Annotated in this window: 24 protein-coding genes; 11 read left to right on the forward strand and 13 right to left on the reverse strand. The window is 69.4% G+C overall.

The features are described 5' to 3' along the window. Positions 1 to 246: 246 nt before the first annotated feature. From F0U47_RS00695 to sigJ, 7 genes are all read right to left on the reverse strand, one after another. The gene (locus F0U47_RS00695) at positions 247 to 1,590 is read right to left on the reverse strand and encodes a hypothetical protein (protein WP_149748396.1); all 1,344 of its coding nucleotides are present in this window, start codon (positions 1,588 to 1,590) and stop codon (positions 247 to 249) included. A gap of 292 nt (positions 1,591 to 1,882) precedes the next feature. Beyond that, positions 1,883 to 2,158, reverse strand: coding sequence for a hypothetical protein (locus F0U47_RS00700; RefSeq protein WP_149748397.1), 276 nt, complete (start codon positions 2,156 to 2,158; stop codon positions 1,883 to 1,885). A 604-nt stretch (positions 2,159 to 2,762) separates the two neighbouring features. Then, positions 2,763 to 3,053 (reverse strand): alkylmercury lyase, encoded by a 291-nt coding sequence (locus tag F0U47_RS00710; protein WP_149748399.1) that lies wholly within the window; start codon positions 3,051 to 3,053, stop codon positions 2,763 to 2,765. 66 nt (positions 3,054 to 3,119) lie between these two features. Next, positions 3,120 to 3,626: a GNAT family N-acetyltransferase gene (locus tag F0U47_RS00715; RefSeq protein ID WP_246159349.1), complete on the reverse strand. Its 507-nt coding sequence runs from the start codon at positions 3,624 to 3,626 to the stop codon at positions 3,120 to 3,122. Between the two features lie 9 nt (positions 3,627 to 3,635). After that, a complete protein-coding gene (locus F0U47_RS00720; RefSeq protein ID WP_149748400.1) occupies positions 3,636 to 3,944 on the reverse strand; it encodes a hypothetical protein in 309 nt (102 codons plus the stop codon). 21 nt (positions 3,945 to 3,965) lie between these two features. Next, positions 3,966 to 4,967 (reverse strand): ArsR/SmtB family transcription factor, encoded by a 1,002-nt coding sequence (locus tag F0U47_RS00725; RefSeq protein WP_188111112.1) that lies wholly within the window; start codon positions 4,965 to 4,967, stop codon positions 3,966 to 3,968. A gap of 67 nt (positions 4,968 to 5,034) precedes the next feature. Continuing rightward, a complete protein-coding gene (sigJ, locus tag F0U47_RS00730; RefSeq protein ID WP_149748402.1) occupies positions 5,035 to 5,979 on the reverse strand; it encodes an RNA polymerase sigma factor SigJ in 945 nt (314 codons plus the stop codon). 183 nt (positions 5,980 to 6,162) lie between these two features. On the opposite strand from sigJ, the gene F0U47_RS00735 reads away from it, so the two are divergent. The 3 genes from F0U47_RS00735 to F0U47_RS00745 all read left to right on the forward strand — a co-directional run bounded on the left by F0U47_RS00735 (position 6,163) and on the right by F0U47_RS00745 (position 8,305). Next, entirely contained in the window at positions 6,163 to 6,657 is a 495-nt protein-coding gene (locus F0U47_RS00735; RefSeq protein ID WP_149748403.1) for a DUF6410 domain-containing protein, read from the forward strand. A gap of 127 nt (positions 6,658 to 6,784) precedes the next feature. Continuing rightward, positions 6,785 to 7,153 (forward strand): YciI family protein, encoded by a 369-nt coding sequence (locus F0U47_RS00740; RefSeq protein ID WP_188111113.1) that lies wholly within the window; start codon positions 6,785 to 6,787, stop codon positions 7,151 to 7,153. 69 nt (positions 7,154 to 7,222) lie between these two features. Beyond that, positions 7,223 to 8,305, forward strand: coding sequence for an RNA polymerase sigma factor (locus F0U47_RS00745; RefSeq protein ID WP_246159350.1), 1,083 nt, complete (start codon positions 7,223 to 7,225; stop codon positions 8,303 to 8,305). A gap of 105 nt (positions 8,306 to 8,410) precedes the next feature. Here the strand turns inward: F0U47_RS00745 and F0U47_RS00750 are convergent, their stop codons facing one another. The 4 genes from F0U47_RS00750 to F0U47_RS00765 form a co-directional block, all read right to left on the reverse strand. Beyond that, positions 8,411 to 9,112 carry a DUF998 domain-containing protein gene (locus F0U47_RS00750; RefSeq protein WP_188111114.1) on the reverse strand — a complete coding sequence of 234 codons (702 nt, stop codon included), beginning with the start codon at positions 9,110 to 9,112 and terminating at the stop codon, positions 8,411 to 8,413. Positions 9,113 to 9,214: 102 nt separating this feature from the next. After that, a complete protein-coding gene (locus F0U47_RS00755) occupies positions 9,215 to 9,616 on the reverse strand; it encodes a heavy metal-responsive transcriptional regulator (RefSeq protein ID WP_149748407.1) in 402 nt (133 codons plus the stop codon). A 111-nt stretch (positions 9,617 to 9,727) separates the two neighbouring features. Next, positions 9,728 to 10,501, reverse strand: coding sequence for an MOSC domain-containing protein (locus F0U47_RS00760; protein ID WP_149748408.1), 774 nt, complete (start codon positions 10,499 to 10,501; stop codon positions 9,728 to 9,730). 13 nt (positions 10,502 to 10,514) lie between these two features. Beyond that, positions 10,515 to 11,168: a hypothetical protein gene (locus F0U47_RS00765; protein ID WP_149748409.1), complete on the reverse strand. Its 654-nt coding sequence runs from the start codon at positions 11,166 to 11,168 to the stop codon at positions 10,515 to 10,517. Positions 11,169 to 11,259: 91 nt separating this feature from the next. Here F0U47_RS00765 and F0U47_RS00770 point away from each other — a divergent pair, with 91 nt between their 5' ends. The 5 genes from F0U47_RS00770 (at position 11,260) to F0U47_RS00785 (ending at position 15,168) form a co-directional block, all read left to right on the forward strand. Continuing rightward, complete coding sequence (locus tag F0U47_RS00770) at positions 11,260 to 11,601, forward strand: cupin domain-containing protein (RefSeq protein ID WP_149748410.1); 342 nt, start codon at positions 11,260 to 11,262, stop codon at positions 11,599 to 11,601. A 451-nt stretch (positions 11,602 to 12,052) separates the two neighbouring features. After that, entirely contained in the window at positions 12,053 to 13,165 is a 1,113-nt protein-coding gene (locus F0U47_RS00775) for a hypothetical protein (protein ID WP_149748411.1), read from the forward strand. An 89-nt stretch (positions 13,166 to 13,254) separates the two neighbouring features. Then, positions 13,255 to 14,208 (forward strand): acyl-ACP desaturase, encoded by a 954-nt coding sequence (locus tag F0U47_RS00780; RefSeq protein WP_246159351.1) that lies wholly within the window; start codon positions 13,255 to 13,257, stop codon positions 14,206 to 14,208. Between the two features lie 92 nt (positions 14,209 to 14,300). Next, positions 14,301 to 14,447: a hypothetical protein gene (locus F0U47_RS20945; protein ID WP_188111115.1), complete on the forward strand. Its 147-nt coding sequence runs from the start codon at positions 14,301 to 14,303 to the stop codon at positions 14,445 to 14,447. A gap of 7 nt (positions 14,448 to 14,454) precedes the next feature. Continuing rightward, positions 14,455 to 15,168: a hypothetical protein gene (locus F0U47_RS00785; RefSeq protein ID WP_149748413.1), complete on the forward strand. Its 714-nt coding sequence runs from the start codon at positions 14,455 to 14,457 to the stop codon at positions 15,166 to 15,168. Here F0U47_RS00785 and F0U47_RS21575 read toward each other — a convergent pair. Next, positions 15,165 to 15,713 carry an MmcQ/YjbR family DNA-binding protein gene (locus F0U47_RS21575; RefSeq protein WP_223162611.1) on the reverse strand — a complete coding sequence of 183 codons (549 nt, stop codon included), beginning with the start codon at positions 15,711 to 15,713 and terminating at the stop codon, positions 15,165 to 15,167. The two genes, F0U47_RS00785 and F0U47_RS21575, sit on opposite strands and share 4 nt — an antisense overlap. An 85-nt stretch (positions 15,714 to 15,798) precedes the next feature. On the opposite strand from F0U47_RS21575, the gene F0U47_RS00795 reads away from it, so the two are divergent. Beyond that, positions 15,799 to 16,785, forward strand: coding sequence for a glycoside hydrolase family 26 protein (locus F0U47_RS00795; protein WP_149748414.1), 987 nt, complete (start codon positions 15,799 to 15,801; stop codon positions 16,783 to 16,785). Positions 16,786 to 16,804: 19 nt separating this feature from the next. Here F0U47_RS00795 and F0U47_RS00800 read toward each other — a convergent pair whose 3' ends face one another. Further along, entirely contained in the window at positions 16,805 to 17,641 is an 837-nt protein-coding gene (locus F0U47_RS00800) for an aldo/keto reductase (RefSeq protein WP_149748415.1), read from the reverse strand. A gap of 35 nt (positions 17,642 to 17,676) precedes the next feature. On the opposite strand from F0U47_RS00800, the gene F0U47_RS00805 reads away from it, so the two are divergent. Together F0U47_RS00805 and F0U47_RS00810 are read left to right on the forward strand one after the other, a co-directional pair. Then, positions 17,677 to 18,342, forward strand: coding sequence for a class II aldolase/adducin family protein (locus F0U47_RS00805; RefSeq protein ID WP_223162612.1), 666 nt, complete (start codon positions 17,677 to 17,679; stop codon positions 18,340 to 18,342). Then, positions 18,339 to 19,289 carry a carbohydrate kinase family protein gene (locus tag F0U47_RS00810; protein ID WP_149748416.1) on the forward strand — a complete coding sequence of 317 codons (951 nt, stop codon included), beginning with the start codon at positions 18,339 to 18,341 and terminating at the stop codon, positions 19,287 to 19,289. Before F0U47_RS00805 ends, F0U47_RS00810 begins: the two co-directional genes overlap by 4 nt. Positions 19,290 to 19,292 lie beyond the last annotated feature (3 nt).

Here is a 19,292-nt window from a genome sequence, read left to right on the forward strand (position 1 = left end):
TTCGGGTCGACGGACGTTGGGGGCACGCGGTCGACCCTCTGTACGGCGATGACAGCGGGTAGTGCGCCAGACGGGTGGAGCGTCCGCTGCGGGAGGAGCGGACTCCGGACCGCCGCCGGCCCCGTGTCGTTGTGCCTGGCCCAGGTTGGAGCCAAACGCAAGCCGGCGCGGCTGCCCGTGCCCCCTCTACATCGGGGAAATACGAGTCGGCCCCAGCCCGACGGGCTGGGGCCGGCTGTGGAGGGGTCAGTTGCGGGCGTTGGTGAAGCTCACCACGGTGAATCCCTTTCCTACTCTCACAGTGGCGGTGCGCTTCGCCTTGTTGGTCGAGAGCTTGCGATCCACGGGACGGACCGTGAGTTGCGAGACGTGCGTACCGGCACGCGCCCTCTCCGTCACCTTGACCGTGCTGCCCCGGGCGAACCCGCGGACGATCTTGCAGTACCCACCCTGGTTAGCCGGGCCGGCCGGAACCGTTCGGTCCTTGTTCCCCACGGAGAAGCGGAACCTCGTGCCGACCTGGACACCGTTGCCGGCGACCTTGCACACCTTGATAGCGCCGGTGTTGTCGCCGAGGACGACCTGCCTGTTGGTGACGGTCAGCACCGTCTCCTTCCGGACGCCACCTTCAACGATCCGCACGACGGCTTCCCGCTGCGCCGGAGTGCAGCGCAGCAGTCGAGGGGTGGGCATGGTGGCGCAACCGCTCATCCGCACGCCGTCCTTCCGCACCTCCTTGACCAACAGGCGGCCGGCCGGGACCCTGATCGGCCCGGAGCACTGACCCACAGGGACCGTGACTCCACGCCCGGCGAAGCGGAACCGGAACTTGCCGGTCACCCTGCCGGCGCTGTTGTCGGCCTTCTTGCAGATCTCCAGGTAGCCGTTCCCGGTCGGAGGCGGCGCGTCGGCGGCGTGGATGGAGCACTGGGACTGCGAGATGATGATCTCCTGCTCCAGCTCGGTCCCCGGGAGGGCCACGATTCGGATCGCGTTGACAACGATCTGGTCGTCACCCTCGGCGAACGGATCGCCCGCGGCATTGACCTGCTCGTTGAGAATGATGAACAGGAGCGGGTTGTCGACCACGACGAAGTTGGGGTCAGGATCCGTCAGCTCGTTCTCCGTCGGTTCGACGCCGAGGATGTCGATGTCCGCGATGACGGTGTCACCGACTATTCCCTCCTCGGTGGCAGTGCACGAGCTCGTGACCAGGTTCGCCGTGAGCGCCGCCGGGTCCGCGCCGGCGCCCGGCAGCGCGACGACCTCAGCCACTGAGGCCGTGCTGTCCGCCTTCAGGGGCTGGTGGGTCCCCTCTGTGCGGAGCTTGAGGACCCCGGTCGACACGACGCCCGGAACCGCGACCGCAGCCACTTCTCTCTCGCACATCCCGAACGTCAGGGTCTCCTGGCACTCCGGCGTCGGCTCCAGTGTCACAAGACCATTCGCCGTCACCCCGGAAGCTGCCCGGTCGACGGTGCCATGCGCCGCGGTGGCTGGGGCCACCCCGACGCTGCTCAATCCAAAAGTCATTACGGCCGCTGTCATAACAGCGCCGCCGCGCCTTGCCGTTCCTCGTAGCTGGAGCACCGTCGTGCCTTCCGTTCAGTGATGAACGCCCGAGCGACTTTGCTTGGATCGCACCACGACAGCAATCACAACCGCATCGCACGCTTGGTCTAGACAATTAACTCGAAGTGACTATGGACAAGTCGCCGCGGAAAGCGACCATGTCCTGCCGCCAGGTGGCACGAGCTCCCGCGTCGTCTGCCTCTTCCTGAACCAGGGAGAGACCTACCTGCTTGCTCGAGGGAACATCCCTCGGGGCGCAGACGAGACGCTGATGAACAAGGCCGGAGCGGACGGTTCAGGTCGGCCCGGTTCATGAACCCTGACGAAGGGCATCAGCGCTCAGCCGCAGGTCTCGAAAGTCGGTGACGGCGAGGCGTGCCGCGGAGACGAACCTCGCAAGGTTGGCGTCGGCAACGACCCACACATCCTCGACGACCTGCTGAGGCGGTGTCGACTCCCCGTAGCAGTCGTGCCATGCGAGGTCGAGGAGTTCGAGTGCATCCAACGCAGCATCCGCCTCCTCGCCGAAGACCTGGGCGGCCTGCTCCGCACGCTCGTTGCGACGGCTCGCCGCGCTGCTCACCATGCCGTGAGTCTGCCAGCCGACGCATACAGGCGTCGGATCCTGCGCCGATGAGTGGGTCGGAAGCCCGGATGGTCACGGACTGGCCCGGACATGGCCGACATTCCCAGCGCGTCGATGGCGCAGCAGGCATGGACTGCCGGACCCTGGCTGGGCTGGACCAGGATCGCCGTGGGCCGTGCAGAGAACGGGTACGCCGCCCGTATCTCCCCGTGATCGTCCACCGCCACCAGATCGCGATCCACGAGCTCGGCGAACGCGGTCGAGAGGGCCTTCCTGTTCTCGACGGGGAAACGCTCGAGCTGGGCACGCGAAGGTGGCGCCCCTGAAGCGGCAAACGACTTCAGCACGGCGAGGTGGAGCTCCCGAGCGACGGGCGTCAGCGCCGCAGCAGCCTCCGCCTTGCTGTTGGGAGGAGGTGCTCGCGACATTTGCGTCTTCCTTCCAGTGCGTTGATGGGGCGTCGAGCTCAAGAGGTGGACCAGCTCACGGCAGGTGGCTCGCCCCGTCCGCAAAGCGGATGCCCGTGTGCGTCGCCCGGACAGAGGTCGAGCAGGTCTGTCGCACGGTTACGTCGCTGACGACGCCGCGGGGAGTACGCGCTCGGTCAGTCATTGCTCCGTCGCCTCTCCTCCGCCTCGTGGAGTGCTTGCCTGATCTGCTCCACTGTCACGAGGTCCACCCGACATCCCACGGCGGAGAGGCTCGCTCCCTGTGCCACGTCCACGCCGTCGACCAGGACTGTCGGCGACAACCTCCCCGCATCCCTGAACTCCTGCAACGTCCATCGCGCGCGAAGGGCAGGCAGACATTCCTCCAACCGTTCGCGCACGATCGCGGCGTTCGGGCAGTCGCTGTCGAACCACAGCTCGACGCGCACAGGTTCGGTCGAGGCCATACGTCGGACCGTAGGCCTTCAACCTCGCTAGAAGGTCAAGTGCTGGGGCCGGCGAAGACCCCCAGCTCAGTAGTCCGGCAGCTCTTCAGCCAAGAGGTCCATCAGGAGACCGTCGTGCCACCCGTCCTCATGGGCATTGCGTTCATAACGCCGCATCACACCGACGGGGCGAAATCCCACGGCGGTATAGCAACGAATGGCGGGCAAGTTGTCGGCCGCTGGGTCGATGACGATCCGGTGATGGTCCCGTACGCGGAACAGGTACCTGCTGAGCGTGCGTACGGCGTCACGCCCCAGGCCGTCACCGTGGAACTCAGGGTCGAGGAAGATGTCGATCGAGGCGTGGCGGTACATGGGGTCGTCTTCTTCGCCGTACTGGATCATCCCGGCCACAGCGCCGTCGACCAGGATCGCGAAGGGGGTGACGGAAGCATCGTCGTACGGCCAGTCCGGTGGTGGCTCGCGGACTCCCCAGCGAAGCGCGACCTCGGGCGTGCACACGATCCGACGTAGTGGGACGACGTGGGCCTGGGTGACCTCGACGAGGCGCACGTGCGTGCCAGCGAGCTCCACCTTCCCTCCTTACGCTCCGAACAGGGTGGCGATGTGTGCGACGTCCTCCGGCCGGGCGGAGTCAGCTGTCACCAGCAGGGTGACTGAGTCTGCTTGCGACGCGACGGTCCAGGTGAGGTACGAGCAGCAGCGTCGTTCGGCCGCGGCCAGCGCTTCCAGCTCCTCCTTCACGCCTGGCTCGGCGTGAAAGCGGACCGCCAGGAGCTCGCCCTGGAGTGCTGCCGTGGCACGTCCGAGCTGGACGAGTCGCTGCCATCGGCGCAGGCGCTCCTGACCATCGTCCGGTGTCAAGTCACATGCAACCGGCAGTGGATCCATCCTTCTGACTCCTCTCGTGGGCTAAGCCGATCCTTGTCCGGTCACCTGCATGCTGTTCGCTGCGATCAGGGACTCGGCCAGGGGGGTCTGGTGATAGAGGACGCTGCGCCCGGATCGCCAGCTGACCGCCATGCCGCTGTCACGAAGGATGGACAGATGCTGGCTCACGCTGCCTGGGCTCAGGCCCAGTTCGCGCGCCAGCTGGGTCGTGGACAGGGGCACCGTCAGCCGAGCCAGGATGGTCGCCCGGGTTCGGCCGAGCAAGGCGCTGAGCCCGTCCTCCTGCCGCGCGGGGCAGGAGATGCCCTCCCAGACCCGGCCCACGCCCCGGGCCGCGTAGGTGAGCGAGAAGGTTCCGTCGCGCTCGTGGTCGACAATGAGGTTGGGCCACACGAAAACCGACGGGATCAGCGTCAGCTCGGCGCCGACGTAGGTGGCGTCAACGTGGTGTGGCTTGTCGATGTTCAGCGTGCCCGCGTCCAGCGACACCTCGGGGTGCAGATCGGCGAGGAGCGCGAACAGGCCACCCGCCAGCGTCTGGGACGCTCGGTAGGCCACCTCGTCTTCCAGTACGGCGCACATCCTGGGCCAGTAGGGCTCGATCGCGATCTGCCAGTACTCCCAGATGAGGTCGACCAGCCGTCGGGTGCCTGACTGGCCGGCGGCCACGAGGTCCTGCACACAACGCGGTACGTCCCGGCCCGACCAGACGGTGGTGAGCTCGTCGCGTATGAGCTCTGGAGACAGCTCGCCGAGCCCCCGGAGCTGGTCCTCGATCGTGGTCTGCGGGCTGGACGACGGAGTGAACAGGAAGCTCGGTGCCCAGCGCCCCGGCGGAGCGACTCCGCACAGCAGGGCAAGATCGATGTCGGCAAGACTCGACCGGACCTCGCGAAGCCAGGGCTGGTGGATGTGGCCGATCTGCGGCGATCCGAGCAGCCGGACGCTGGACGCCACCTCGGCCAGCGGGGAGTACCCGAACCTGGTGTTGCCCAGCAGATCCACACTCAGCTTGAACCGCATCACTCCACCGAGCCTAGGGATCGTGCGACCCGGCGACATCATTCGTTCTCGACCGAATCACGTGGACTCAGCGCTCGGTCCACTGAAGAAGCTTCTCCGGGTTGCGGACGGTCCAGATGTGCTTGATGCGCTCCTCGGCGAAGTCGAACGCCAGCACCGCGACGGTGATGCCATCGTGCTGTGCGATGAGACCGGGTTGTCCGTTCACTGTCCGCTCGAGCACCACCAAGCCAGGTGCCTTGTCGGCGACCCCGACCAAGCTGCGGGCGACGAGGTCCGCACCCTCGACAACCTGGTAGGCGACGCTGGCCAGTCCTCCGCCGTCGGCTCGCGAGGTGGCATCAGGGTCGAGGAGACCGACGATGGCCTCGATGTCCCTGGCTTCCCACGCGTCCTTGAACCCCCGGACGAGCTCGGTGCGCAGGGCGGTGGGAGTGGGGCGGGCCTCCGACGACCGAAGGCGACGACGGGCGGAGGCGGCCAGCTGGCGAGAGGCAGCCGGGGTGCGTCCCACGACCTCAGCCACCTCTGCGAAGGAATAGCGAAAGACATCGTGAAGGATGAACGCCACGCGCTCTGCTGGGGTCATCGACTCGAGCACGACCAGGAACGCCATGCTGATGGATTCATCGAGGGTGACTCGATCAGCGGGGTCGGGTGGATCGACCGCGGCGTCCCCGGAACGTCCGTCCAGCCATTCCGTGCCGCCGGGCAGAGGTTCTGGTATCCACTCGCCCACATAGCTTTCGCGGCGTGCCCTAGCCGAACGGAGCTGGTCGAGGCAGATGCGGCTGGCGACCGTTGTCAGCCAAGCACCGGGCGACTTGATGGCCATCTGCTGTTGGTGCGACATCGCGAACCAGCGAGCGTAGGTCTCCTGCACGACATCCTCGGCGTCGGCCAAGGAGCCGAGTAGCCGGTAGGCCAGGTTGATCAGCTGGCGCCGCTCACTCGTGAGGGCGTTCAGGTTCGGGTCCCGGCCGCGGGCTTCGGACCTGGGTGGCTCAGCCATCGTCCCTCGCTCCTTCGGACGCATCCACTCTTCACAGTTCGACGAGATGACGGTGCGATTTGTGACGCCCGGGAGGCAGCGACGCCCTTGACCTTGAACCCCGCTCGAAGGTCTATGGTCCGTGAGGTCGCTCGTCGTACGCCGATCGGGCCGACCCTCCACCGAATCGGAAGGAGCACTTCGATGACCAACGGCCGCACCATCGGGCCCGTCGGCACCGTTGCCCGCGTGATCGGAGGCGTGGCATTCCTGGTGCTCGGTGTCGTCTACGCAGAACTGACCTGGTGGGACCTGCTCGTCGCGGTCTTCGTCCTGCCCGGAGTAGCAGTCGCGGCCGCCGTGATCGTGAACCGAATCATCGCCGACCCCTCCCTGAGAACCCGAGCCCGCTCGGCCTGGTCGGGGGTGCAGATCGTGGCCTCCGCGTTTGTCATCGCCGCCGTGCTGGGCCTCGGCACCGCGCTGACCTTCGTCAGCCCGGTCGACGGGGGCTCGCTGTACGTCTTCGTCGGGCTGTCGATGCTGCTCGCCGCGGCGCGCGGTTACGCGGGGTGCGAGATCCTGGCAGTGCCCAATCTGGTCCTGGGACGACAGGACGCGATCTGGTGTCCGATCTACTCTCCCCTCGACCGGACCGACCGGGACTCTGATCTCGCGTCGGGCACACCATCGCGATGAACGATCCCAGTGATTCGGTGGGGGTCGAATCGTTCACTCCACGAGTCGCGGTGCGGTGGAGTGGTGCGGCGGCGCGCCACCGGCAGGGCGCTCCAGGACGTCAGAGGAAGGAGGAGTCATGCGCCACATGGTTCTGGTGAAAATGGGCCCGGAGGTGGGGGCGCCGCCTGCGGAGCTCTCTGAGGCCATGGGTCGTGAGATGGGCGAAGCCTTCGCTTCTGGCCTCATGGTCGATGCCGGTGGCCTGTCTCCGGTCTCCGCGGCAACCGAGATCCGGCTCAGCGCGGGCCGCGTCACGGTGACGGACGGTCCCTTCGCCGAAGCGAAGGAGGTCGTGGGCGGCTACTCCATCCTCGAGACGTCGACGAAGGAGGAGGCGGTCGAGGCGGCTCGACGGGTGATCGAGCTGCACCAGGAGTTCTGGCCGGGATGGGAGGGGTCGGTTGAGGTCCGAGGCATCGCTGGATCCGACCAGGCACCTCCCGCGGCACCGTGATCACGAAGTGGAACGACAGGCGAGGGACCTACGCTGAGATCCATGGGGTCTGGGACCACCGCCGACGCGGTGGCCGAGGTGTGGCGAGCCGAGTCGGCCCGCCTCGTGGCGACGCTGATGCGGATGACTCACGACCTAGGGCTCGCAGAGGAGTTCGCCCAGGACGCACTGGTGGCAGCGCTGGAGCAGTGGCCGAAGGACGGGTTGCCCAGTCGGCCAGCGGCCTGGTTGTCCGCAGTGGCGAGACGCCGAGCCGTCGACTACTTCCGCCGCGTCGAGACATCCCGCCGCACTTCCGAGGCCGCTCGTCATCAGCTTGCGGAGGCCGACGCTCCTGACCTCGCCGATGCCGTGGACCAGATCGAGGACGACGTGCTTCGACTCATGTTCCTGACGTGCCATCCGACCCTCGCCCCCGATACCCGCGCCGTGCTGACCCTCCGGCTGGTGGGTGGCCTCACGGTGCCGGAGATCGCGCGCGCATTCCTGGCAAAGGAAGCGGCGGTGGGGCAGCGCATCTCTCGCGCCAAGCGCACGCTTCAAGAATCCGGCGCGACACTCGAGTCACCCCAGGGTCGGGAGCGACAGGACCGGATCGCCGACGTCATGGCGGTCGTCTCCCTGATCTTCAACGAGGGATACACGGCGACCGCGGGGGAGGGCTGGTTCCGTCCGGACCTGTGCCGGGAGGCCATCCGACTGGCCCGCATGCTCGCAGAGCAGGCCCCCCACGAGCCTGAGGCGCATGGGCTGCAGGCGCTGCTCGAGCTCCAGGCATCGCGGATGCCTGCGCGGAGGGACGAGCACGGCCGCGCCGTGCTCTTGGAGTCACAGGATCGAAGCAAGTGGGACCACGACTTGATTCAGCGCGGCTTGGCGGCGCTCGACCGCGCTGAGCGGCTGGGGCGACCGGTCGGGCCGTATGTGATCCAGGCCAGCATCGCGGCGTGCCACGCCCACCGACGCTCGTTCGCGGAGACGGACTGGACTCGGATCGCTCAGCTGTACGACGTGCTGACCACGATCCGGCCGAGCCCGGTCGTCGACGTCAACCGTGCCGTCGCCTATGGAAGGGCCTGGGGACCGGACGCCGGGCTGCGGATCCTGTCGGCGCTGGACCGGGAGGGGACGCTGGCCGCGCGTCTGTCTTGACGCGCAACGAGGCGGAGAGAGCGGTCCTCGGGCGGCGTTTCGAAAAGCTCGGACATGCCACGGGGAGACCCCCGATGACAGGGGCCTCCCCGGAGGAGTGACTGGTCAGTCCTGGCTGCCGCGGGCGTGGCCGTGACCGTGGACGTGGTCGGGGCTCCCCGCACGCCGGCTCACGTGGTCGAGCACGGCTGAGGTGAAGATGAACGCGGAGCTGACGACGACGTACAGCACGATGGTGCCGGCCGGCGTGGCAGCGACCGCGGGTACGAGCAGCAGTCCGGCCGCCAGGACGAAACAGGCCCGTGACCAGGGGCGCTGCTGGTTGCTGCGCAGCCACAGGCCCAGCGCGACCAGGAGCGCAACCCAGGCAGTCATCGAGACGACGAAGCCCACACCGTGGAGCATCCCACTGGCGCTGACCGTGTCGGGCCTCCCCGCCGGTGCTCCCTCGGGGAATCCGAAGGATGGGTCGACGGTGAATACCCCCGCGACGACCATCCCTGCCCCCATCAGCATCCCGAAGCTGGCGGCGAAGTGTCGCGTCCGTCCCGGAATCGATCGGCGCAGCCGGTGGGTGGCCAGGATGAACAACACCCCCGCGGTCACGAAGTTGAGCTGCTGGATCCACCCGTGCGCACCGAGAGCCAGGTAGCTGAAGGCGTGGCGGCTGAGATCGAACCCGTCCTTCAGGGGGAGCTGGAGCAGGCTCAGGAGCAGGAAGAGGGGTCCGGCGGCTACGCCGGTACGAAACCAGGCGAGCCTGGGCGCTGCCACACGGGGTCTGAGGTCGAGCTCTTGGAAGGTCATGTCCGCCTCCTTCGGGCGAGGTTGGTGGTCACCCTCACGTCGGCCCGGGCTGGCAGTTTTCGACATCGGCGACGCTGACTTTTTCTGCGCACGGTCTGGCGACTACGAGCGATGAGGCAGAACCTGACAGATCTCGTCGGGAGAGCACTCACGCGGGTCGAGCTGGCGTGCCCGAGCCGAGAGGCGCCTCAGCTCGGCTCCGAGGACCTCCAGCTCGGCGATCCGCTGCGCGACCTGCCGTTCCCGGTCCTCGATCAATCGGGTCACATGACGGCAGGGGGAGACGCCCCGCGCGCGGAAGTCGATGATCTCCCGGAGCTCGGCGAGGGTGAGGCCGACCGCCTGCCCGGACTGGATGAAGGCAATGCGCCCCAAGGCTTCCTCGCCGTACTGCCGATAGCCCGCACTGGTCCGGGCCGGTTCAGGTAGCAGACCTCTCCGCTCATAGAACCGGATCGTCGATGGAGACGTTCCCGCTCGTGCCGCGAGCTCCCCGATGCGCATCACGGCAGTCCCACCGGATGGCGGGCGTCGATAGTGACTGCCACGAGCCGCAAGGTCACCTCCGCACGCTAGCCCTGCCAAGAGCTCCCCGGCATCCGCTTTTCGGCAGCGCTACGCGTCTGCCGTCGGGGTGGTCGCGACGGAGACCTGGTCTCCGACGGAGATCGTGCCCGGGGTGGTGACGCGGGACCACACGCCGAAGTGTCCGCGGTGGTGGCGGGCCAGGGTGCGGAAGACACCGGGGTCGGCGTCGAGCCCGTCTTGCGGCCGCGTGACCATCGTGCAGCGGACGCAGGGCTCGACCGGTGCGAGTGTGGCATCCCCGGCCTGGAGCGGTCGCCCGACCCAGGCGTCCTCGACCCAGCCCTCGGCGTCGACCTCGATCAGCATGTTGGGGCGGAACCGGCGGGGGTCCCAGATCCCGTCGCGGTGGAGGCCGGCGCCGGCGTCCAACGACGCGGTCGTGAGCAGCAGGACCGGTGCCGCGTCGACGTACCGGCCGGACGGCATCGTCCACTCGATCGCCTCGCTCGAGTCGTCGATCGGGTCGGCGAAGAACTCAGCCCGTCCCGGCTCGCTGCTCGTCGACCCCACGAGCGTCACCGGCCTGCCCAGCCACTCCGACAACGCGCCGTCGGTCCCCGGCCCCGGTCCGACGGCGGTCCGCCCGTCCGGCAAGGTGATCACCGGCTGGTCGCCGTCGTACGACGCGGAGGCGAAGAGCAGCTCCGGACGACGTCGGGCGGTCAGGATCAGGCCGGTGCCTTCGTCACGGATTCCCCAGCGTCGGTCGCCGACGACGCCGTCGTCCTCGAGCGAGACCGCGTCCACCGCCTCGCCCTGCAGGGACTTCACCGGATAGCGCCACAACTCGAGAATCTTCACGGCCGCCTCCGGATCACTCGGAGCCGATCGAGTCCGACACCTCGATGGGTCGGCCGTGGCCGACGCGGGCCGACCCTGCGTACCCGTCGACGAAGCCGATGCGTACGTCGTACTGCTTACCCTCGTTGGTGCGCAGCCCGACCGTCCAGGAGCCGTCGCCGGGATGGTGCTCCTCGGTGGCGGGCCACAGCGCGTCCGGCTCCACTGCGAACGCCGTCGCCGCGCTGTGGCGTGCGCGGAGGAGCGCGTCGTCCCGGCCCAACGGCTCCGACTCCGGTCGTCCGGTCAGCTCCATCAGGTCGCGGAACGCACGGACCACGGCGTCGTCCGCTGCCGTCACGACGTCCGACGCCGAAGTTCCGGTGACGATCACGAGGCCGATCTCCAGCTCGCTCGGACTCAACCCCCAGCTGGTGTGCCGTCGGTGCTGGTCGAGGAGGTAGTCGCGCGGCACGTCGGCGCCGGCGTCCACGATCGGCTCCAGGATCGAGAGGACCCGGTCCTCCTCGAACGCATGCCCATCGGCGTCGAGGACCGGCAGGTCCAGCAAACACTGCTGGTACGCGGCGCTGCCCGGACTGAGCCGGTAGCCGACCCCCACCCGGAGAAGCCGCACACCGCCGAACGTGAGCCGCTGCGAGTGGTCGCGAGCCGGGTGCGCGGTCATCCCCCTAGCGTTGGACCACGGGAAGGGCAGGTCAAGGGGGAGGGGGCCGCAACGACCACCCGCTACGGTGAGGTTGTTGAAGGGAACTTCTATGGAGACCGTTGCGCTGGGCGCCCTGGGTGACAGGCTGTTGGCGGAGGCTCGCTCCGCCTCGAGCGGCCGGTGCGCCGTCACCATCCACGGGGGACACGTCCACTCACTGCGCCAGACGTTGATCGCCGTCGCAGCCGGCCACACGCTCGACGAGCACGAGAACACCGGCGAGGTGACACTCCAGCTGATGCGCGGCCGCGCACGGGTCGTCGCAGGCTCCGACAATGCCGACCTGGAGGTGGGCGACTACGTCGTGATCCCGCTCCAGTGGGACTCCTTCGCGGCAGTGGAGGACACGGTCGTGCTGCTGACGGCTGCCGTGCAGGGCACACCCGACTGACGTCCCGCTCGAGCCACATCGCTACCACGGGGTGTCGGTGCGTCGCGGACCGCGTCGTCGCCGCCGCCGGAGACCCCGGCGCACAGGCCTTCCCTGGATCTGCTTGTCCGGCGTGCCTTCCACCGGCCGGAAGGTCGTTCGTCCGAGCCATGCCGCTGCCGCAGCGAGCGATCCTCGGGGTCGTCCTCCGGCTGCTGGGGAACCAAGCCGTGAGAAAGACGAGGTGGGTCAGCGCTCACCCCGACGAACCCTTCGACCCGGTCCGGCGAACTGGGCGGCGATGTCGAGACGTTGCCGACGGCCCATCTCCCGATGCTCGAGAACCCCGCCGAGACTGCCAAGCGGATCCTCGGAGCCTTGGCCTGATTTCCGACCGGCATTCACCGCTGCTTGGACAGCAGCGAGTACGCGTACTCAGGCGCGACCACGCGGCGCCCTGGAGACTGGGGGCGTGACGATCGGGGAAACCGAGCCGGTGGAGAGACCAGTGCGGCGCGGTAGGGCCATCCTCGCCGGCGTGCTGGTGATGATCGTCTGCGTCGGCGCGGTGGTGCTCACGCGGCAGATCGCCGGCGACGGCGAGCCGCGGTCGGCTTCGGAGGACTACGGCGCTGTCGGGGTCCCTTGGTGGAGCGGCCGGGAGGTTCACTGGGCCGGACACTCGATGCCGGAGGACGAGGTGGCGTCCTTCACCGCGAGCCGGGACGCGGCGGTCTTCCTGCATGACCGTCTTCAGCGCAAGGACGACGTTCCCGTGGAGCGGGGTCCTGGGACGCTCACCGCTCTCTTCAGCGACGGCACCGTCGAGCGGCTTGCGCCGCGGGTCGTCGGCGTCCCGCTGGCCGACCCGACCTCGCACCTCGTCGCCTGGATGGTCCGGACCGACGCCGACACCGTGACGGTGACCGCGTTCGACACCGCCGAGCGGGTCGAGCGGGGATCTCGCCAGATCGAGGTGGACGACGAGGACGACCTTCTGCCGCTGACCGCTGTCGTCGGCGACACCGTCTACCTCTCGACGGGTGCCCGCGCGCTTGCCTGGCATCCACTCGACGGGGACGGGCCACCCGAGGTGGTGGCCGAGCAGATCGACGGCTTCCGGGCGGTGATCGGTGCCACCGCCGAGGGCCTCGTCGTGGTGGGTGAAGGCCTCGAGACGTTCTGGCTCGGTCACGACGGCACGGAGCGCAGGATCGGCGCCGCGCCCGGGAGCCTGAGCCCGGATGGCCAGTTCCTCACGGCTCCGGAGGAGGACGACCAGTACGGCTGGAGCGTCCGCGCGGTGCCCTCTGGCGAGCGTGTCGAGCTCGACCTCCCGGGCGACGAGCAGCCCTACCAGGCCCGGTGGGCCGGCGACGGCCTGCTGGTGGTCGGCGCCGTCTCGGGCTCAGAGCTGGAGGAGGGCTGGGATGACGCCCACGAGGTCACCAACTACGCCTGCCATGTTCCGGACGGTGAGTGTCGTGCGTTGAGTGGCGGTCCCCAGGTGATCTACCAGCTGCCGCTCTACCAGGACTCCTTCCTCGGAGAGTTCCTGATCGGCACCGAGGGCATGTTCAGCTGAGTCGCACGACGACTGCCGCGCGTGAAGAAGCGGATCAGGGTGCTCTGGGCGGAGGCGTACGCTCACTGGCAGTCGACGAGGGAGTGCCCGTGAGTACTGCGAACCACCTGCTGGAGTCGCTGGAACCGGTTGTCGCGGAGAATCTCGACCGCCACCTCGGGCTCGCGCAGGAGTGGCATCCCCACGACTACGTCCCGTGGAGCGAGGGGCGCGACTTCGCGCTGCTGGGCGGTGAGGACTGGTCTCCCGAGCAGTCACGGCTCTCCGAGACCGCCAAGGCAGCGATGATCACCAACTTGCTGACCGAGGACAACCTGCCGTCGTACCACCGCGAGATCGCCACCCGGTTCGGTCGCGACGGCGCCTGGGGCACCTGGGTCGGGCGCTGGACCGCCGAGGAGAACCGCCACGGCATCGCCATGCGCGACTACCTGGTCGTGACCCGCGGGGTGGACCCGGTCGAGCTCGAGCGGGCCCGGATGGACTACATGACGTCCGGCTACGACTCCGGCGACAAGACTCCCTTGGAGGCGGTGACGTACGTGTCCTTCCAGGAGCTCGCCACCCGGGTCTCGCACCGCAACACCGGCAAGGTCACCAACGACCCCGTCGCCGACCGGATGCTCGCGCGGATCTCCAAGGACGAGAACCTGCACATGGTCTTCTACCGCAACATCGTGGCGGCCGCGCTGGAGATCGCCCCCGACGAGACCATGCGCGCGATCGCCGACGAGGTCATCGGGTTCGAGATGCCCGGCGCCACCATGGCCGGCTTCCGTCGCAACTCGATGATGATCGCGAAGGCAGGCATCTACGACCTCAGGCTGCACCACGACGACGTGATCATGCCGATCCTGCGGCACTGGGACGTCTTCGACCGCACCAACTTCGGCGGCGTCGGCGAGCAGGCCCGCGACGAGCTCGCGACGTTCCTCGAGGGCCTGGACACCCAGGCGGCCCGCTTCGTGGAGCGCCGGGCAGAGCACCGCGCCCGAGCCGCGGCCCGGTCCGACAGCGGGGAGACGCCCGACATCGCGTCCTGAGCTCTGTCTCGACAGGGGCGGCGTCCGGACCGACCATGGAAGGACGAGGTCGGCGCGGGTCTGCTGCTCGTGCCTGGGCAAGGAGGTGCGTCATGGGTGAGATCGGAACGGAGCGACGGGAGATCGAGTTCGAGCCCCTGCCGGCGGAGACCAGGCCCGCGCCACGCCGCGAGACGGCTCCCGACCCCACGCCCCCGGCGACACCGGCTCCGGCCACACCCGAGCCCAGCCGCACCTGAGTCCGTCGTGGCCGACCGCGACGGCACTCGTGAAGACGGTCCGGGCCTCGTCGTCGGGGAGCTGCGCGGCTACCGGCAGTTCGACCTCCACCACGACGGGTTGTACCCCCGGGTCCACGCCCAGGCCGGCCCCTGGCACCAGGAGCTCGAGCCGGCGCGCTGCGTGGTCGTCCCCGAGCACGAGGCTCCGGTCTCGGGGTGCACCTGCGGCCTCTACGCCTGGTACCTCCCCGGCAGCGCCACGGTGGCGCTGGGCCCGGTGAGCGCCGTCGTGGCGGCATCGGGACGGTGCATCCTCGGCGACCGTGGCTTCCGTGCCGCGGCCGCGCGGATCGAGGCAGTCGCCCTGCCCGGGCACGTCCTGTGGAACCCCTGGGCGGCCGCGCGGGCGCGGCGGATGCTCGCGACGCGCTACCCGGCGACGAGGGTGTACGCCACGGCGAGGCGGATGATCCGGGACCATCCGCCCCAGGACCTCAGTGCGCTCGGGATCAGCCCGCCCGCCGATCGGAGCAGGGGCTACCGGACTGCCGCTCTCGCCCTCAGCGCGGCCGTGATCGTGCCGACGTACGCGCTGTTCCTGCTTCCCCGCGATGCGATCGCACCGGCGATGGCTGCCTGGTGGCCGGCCTTCGTCCTCGCGGTCGTGCTGTGGCAGGCGGGCATCGTCTGGTTGCTCTCGCGGCTGCTCGCACTGCAGACCGACCGCCCGCGGCCTTAGCGGACCCAGCGGCAGACCTGCCCGTCCCGCACCTCCACCTCCCGCGGCGGTCGTGGCCGCGGGTGGTGGCGAAGGTGGGAGAGGACGGAGCTGCGCCCGCGGAGTGACACGTCTCGGTCGTGCCACTGGACGGAGGGATGGAGAAGGGGGGCCGCTTCGGCGTACGCGTCCTCGTCGAGCAAGGACCACAGGTCCGCTGCCGGGGTGGGCAGGTCGGGCAGGTCGTGCAGCATCGCGGGTACGCACATCCGCCAGGCGTCGGTGACGAGCTCGCGCATCTCCTCGTCGCTGATCGGGGAGAGGTGGCCGCACACCCACTGGTAGCGCAGGTCGCGTGGCGGCGGCAGGAAGAAGACGTCCGGCGCGGACGCGATGAGGGCGTCGCGCTCCTCCCGCGGGAACCCGAAGCCGAACCGCGCTTCGTCCTCGGAGAAGGCCACGAACACCAGCTGCTTCACCTTGAGCTTCCAGCGGCCGCCGATGTGCGCCTCGTAGGCGCGGGGGAGCGCTAGCGCTACCCGGCGTACGGCGTCGGCGTCGGTCACCCGAGAAGGCTATGCCGCGACGGCGATCGGTCAGAGTCTGTGGAAGCGGCACCGCGGAGGCACTCGCCCTGGGACGCTCGGGACCATGTATGCAAACCCCCGCCCCACCCGGCGTGCCGTGCTCGTCGGAGCGCTGGGCCTCGGAGCATCCGCCGTCGTGCCGCCGCGGGCGGCTGCCGCGTCAGCGCTGTCGTCCGCGGCTGCGACGACGGGCCGCGTCTACGGACTGGCGGTCGAGGGTTGGCCGGGCAGCACGACGTACCTCAACCAGCTCAACCGCAAGGTCGGGCGAAAGCCGGACCAGCTCACCTACTACGCGTCGTGGGCCACGGTCCCCGACTTCCCCTTCGCCTGGCCCGGCAGCAGGGCCGCTGCCACCACCCCGGCGGTGGAGCTCGTGTGGGAGCCGTGGAACCCGGCTCACGGGACCAGCCAGCCGGCGTACTCCCTGGCCGCGATCGCGCGGGGCGCCCACGACGCCTACCTCCGCCGCTGGGCGGCGCAGATCAAGGCGTACCGGCTGCCGGTGGTGATCAGGTTCGCCCACGAGATGAACGGCGACTGGTATCCCTGGGCGGAGGCCGTGAACGGCAACGCGCCGGGCGACTACGCCGCCGCGTGGCGCCACGTGGTCGAGGTCTTCGACGCTGCCGGCGTCCCCAACGTCACGTGGAGCTGGGCCCCGAACGTCTCCTACTACGGGTCCTGGCCGCTCGCGGGGCTCTACCCCGGTGACGGGTACGTCGACCGGGTCGGTGTCGACGGCTACAACTGGGGCACGTCGCGGCCGCAGTCGCAGTGGCGGACCGTGGACGAGGTCTTCGGCCCCACCGTGGCCGAGCTCGGGTCGCTCGCTCCGACGAAGCCGATCCACATCACCGAAACCGGTTGCACCGAGCTGGGCGGCAACAAAGCGGCGTGGATCACCGGGATGTGGACGTGGCTCGACGCCCACCCGCAGGTGCGCGGACTGACCTGGTTCTCCTTCAACAAGGAGACCGACTGGCGGATCGACTCCTCGTCGGCCTCACTCGTCGCGTTCCGCAACGGGTTGTGGCCGGTGGGCGCGTAGTCGCAGGACCGACCTCTGGTCACATCTCCTCGTGGACGTCCGGGTTCCCGCCGAACAGGCGAGCGTCCGGCCGGCCCAGCGCCGTGATCGCGGCGACCTCTTCGGCGGTGAGGGAGAAGCCGAAGACGTCGAGGTTCTCCGCCTGACGGGCGGCGGACGAGGACTTCGGGATCGGCAGCGACCCGAGCTCGACGTGCCAGCGCAGGATCACCTGCGCGGGCGTGACGCCGAGGCGTGATGCAGCGGCGGCGACCGGAGGCTCGCCGTACGGCGCCGCCCGCTTCCCCAGCGGGCTCCACGCCTCGGTCCGGATCCCCAGCTCCTGGTGGGCGGCGCGCATCTCGGGCTGCGGGAACGCAGGGTGCAGCTCGATCTGGTTGACCGCGGGGACGACGCCGGTGTCGTCGATGATCCGCGCGAGGTGGGCGCGGGTGAAGTTCGAGACGCCGATGGAGCGCACCAGTCCCCGCGAGCGCAGCTCGACGAGCGCCCGCCACGCCTCCACGAACAGGCCGACGGACGGGTTGGGCCAGTGGATGAGGTGCAGGTCGAGGTAGTCGAGGCCGAGCCGGTCCAGCGACCCCTCGACGGAGGCGATCGCCTCGTCGTACGCGTGGTGCCGGCCGGGCAGCTTGCTCGTCACGAACAGCTCCTCGCGCGGCAGGCCGCACTGGCGCACGGCCTCGCCGACCGACGCCTCGTTCTCGTAGTTCACGGCCGTGTCGAGCAACCGGTAGCCGACCTCGATCGCGCTGACCACGGCCTCCACGCACCCCGACCCGCGCAGCGGGTACGTGCCGAAGCCGATCGCCGGGATGGTGCGGCCGTCGTTCAGCTCGTATGTCGGAGTGGTCACCGCCCCACGGTAGCGATCAGGTCTAGTGTCCTGCTGTGGTCACAGACCTTGTGAGGCAGCAGCTGGCGGCGGCGTGCCACCGGCTCGCGGCCGAGGGACTGCTCATCGGCACGGCCGGCAACGTCAGCGTCCGCGACGGCGACCGGGTGGCGGTCACCGCGACCGGTGCGGTGCTCGGCGAGCTGACGGTCGACCAGGTGGTCGAGGTGGACCTCGACGGCAACCTGGTGGGCGGGTCCCTGCAGCCGACGTCGGAGGTCTACCTCCACCTCTCCATCTACGGGACGTACGACGTCGCCGCTGTCGTGCACACCCATGCCCCGGTCAGCACGGCGGCGTCCATCTCCCTCGGTGAGATCCCGGTCGTCCACTACCAGCAGCTGCTGCTGGGCGGTGCGGTCAGGGTGGCGCCGTACGCCACCTTCGGCACGCCTCAGCTCGCCACCCGGGTGGTCGCAGCGCTCGAGGGCCGGGCGGCGGCGCTGATGGCCAACCACGGGTCGGTCGCGATCGGGGCCACGCTCGACAAGGCGGTCGAGAACGCGCTGCTGCTCGAGTGGCTCTGCACCGTCTACCGCGACGCGCTGGCGATGGGCAAGCCGGCCACGCTCAGTCGCAAGCAGCAGGAGGACGTGATCGCAGCCGCGATCGCGCGGAACTACGGCACCGTCCAACAGGCACCGCAGGAAGGACAGGCATGACCCAGCAGACCAAGCGGCCGACCACCAGGGTCGTCTGCATCGGCGTGCACGTGCTCGACATCCACGTCGCGACCGTCGACAGCATCCCGGACGGCTCCAGCGGCGCGCTCGTCGACACGATCCGGATGTCGCCCGCCGGCACGGCCGGGGGGACCGCCGTCGTGCTCAGCAAGCTCGGCGCCGACGTGACCAGCGTGGCGGCGGTCGGCGACGACCCGCTCGGGGCGGTCCTGCTGAGCCTGCTCCAGGCGAACGGTGTCGACACCGCGCGGGTCGTCACCAAGGAAGGCGTGCAGACCTCGGCCAGCGTGCTGCCGATCAACGGCAACGGTGACCGACCTGCGTGGCACTGCATCGGCGCCAACGGCAGCCTCGCCCTCGACGACATCGACCTCGACCTGGTCCGCGGCGCCGACCACGTGCACGTCGGCGGGCCGGAGTTCCTCGGTGACGCCGCGGTCGCCGTGCTCGAGGCCGCGCGGGCTGCCGGCGTCTCCACGTCGGTCGACATGCTGGCGCCGGGCGAGCCGATGTGGCTGGACGCGATCGCCGGCTGCCTGCCGCTGGTCGACCTGTTCCTCCCCAACGACGAGCAGCTGCTCGGCCTCACCGCGACGAGCACGCTCGAGGACGGCGCGCAGGCACTCCTCGACCGGGGCGTCGGCTGTGTCGCCGTGACCGCCGGCGCCCGCGGCGCCTACGTGGCGAGCGCCGACGAGGCCGCCTGGGTGCCGGCATTCGCGATCGAGGTGGTCGACACGACCGGCTGCGGTGACTCCTTCTCGGCCGGCTTCCTGCTCGGCCGTGCCGAGGGCCGCGACCTGGTGGCCGCCGCGACGCTGGGCAACGCGACCGCGGCCCAGGTCGCCCAGGGCATGTCGACCGACGCCGGGTCCTACGACCTGGCGTCGGTCGACAGCTTCGCGGCGGCTACGCCGACGCGCTGATCG

This window comes from Nocardioides antri, from assembly GCF_008373765.1.
Taxonomy (GTDB): Bacteria; Actinomycetota; Actinomycetes; order Propionibacteriales; family Nocardioidaceae; genus Nocardioides; species Nocardioides antri.

Excerpts from the sequence above, each read along its gene's own strand:
- F0U47_RS00700 (WP_149748397.1), bottom strand. The coding sequence starts at position 2,158 with ATGGTGAGCAGCGCGGCGAGCCGTCGCAACGAGCGTGCGGAGCAGGCC.
- F0U47_RS00710 (WP_149748399.1), bottom strand. The coding sequence starts at position 3,053 with ATGGCCTCGACCGAACCTGTGCGCGTCGAGCTGTGGTTCGACAGCGAC.
- F0U47_RS00720 (WP_149748400.1), bottom strand. The coding sequence starts at position 3,944 with ATGGATCCACTGCCGGTTGCATGTGACTTGACACCGGACGATGGTCAG.
- F0U47_RS00725 (WP_188111112.1), bottom strand. The coding sequence starts at position 4,967 with ATGCGGTTCAAGCTGAGTGTGGATCTGCTGGGCAACACCAGGTTCGGG.
- sigJ (WP_149748402.1), bottom strand. The coding sequence starts at position 5,979 with ATGGCTGAGCCACCCAGGTCCGAAGCCCGCGGCCGGGACCCGAACCTG.
- F0U47_RS00735 (WP_149748403.1), top strand. The coding sequence starts at position 6,163 with ATGACCAACGGCCGCACCATCGGGCCCGTCGGCACCGTTGCCCGCGTG.
- F0U47_RS00740 (WP_188111113.1), top strand. The coding sequence starts at position 6,785 with ATGGTTCTGGTGAAAATGGGCCCGGAGGTGGGGGCGCCGCCTGCGGAG.
- F0U47_RS00750 (WP_188111114.1), bottom strand. The coding sequence starts at position 9,112 with ATGACCTTCCAAGAGCTCGACCTCAGACCCCGTGTGGCAGCGCCCAGG.
- F0U47_RS00755 (WP_149748407.1), bottom strand. The coding sequence starts at position 9,616 with ATGCGCATCGGGGAGCTCGCGGCACGAGCGGGAACGTCTCCATCGACG.
- F0U47_RS00765 (WP_149748409.1), bottom strand. The coding sequence starts at position 11,168 with ATGACCGCGCACCCGGCTCGCGACCACTCGCAGCGGCTCACGTTCGGC.
- F0U47_RS00770 (WP_149748410.1), top strand. The coding sequence starts at position 11,260 with ATGGAGACCGTTGCGCTGGGCGCCCTGGGTGACAGGCTGTTGGCGGAG.
- F0U47_RS20945 (WP_188111115.1), top strand. The coding sequence starts at position 14,301 with ATGGGTGAGATCGGAACGGAGCGACGGGAGATCGAGTTCGAGCCCCTG.
- F0U47_RS00795 (WP_149748414.1), top strand. The coding sequence starts at position 15,799 with ATGTATGCAAACCCCCGCCCCACCCGGCGTGCCGTGCTCGTCGGAGCG.
- F0U47_RS00810 (WP_149748416.1), top strand. The coding sequence starts at position 18,339 with ATGACCCAGCAGACCAAGCGGCCGACCACCAGGGTCGTCTGCATCGGC.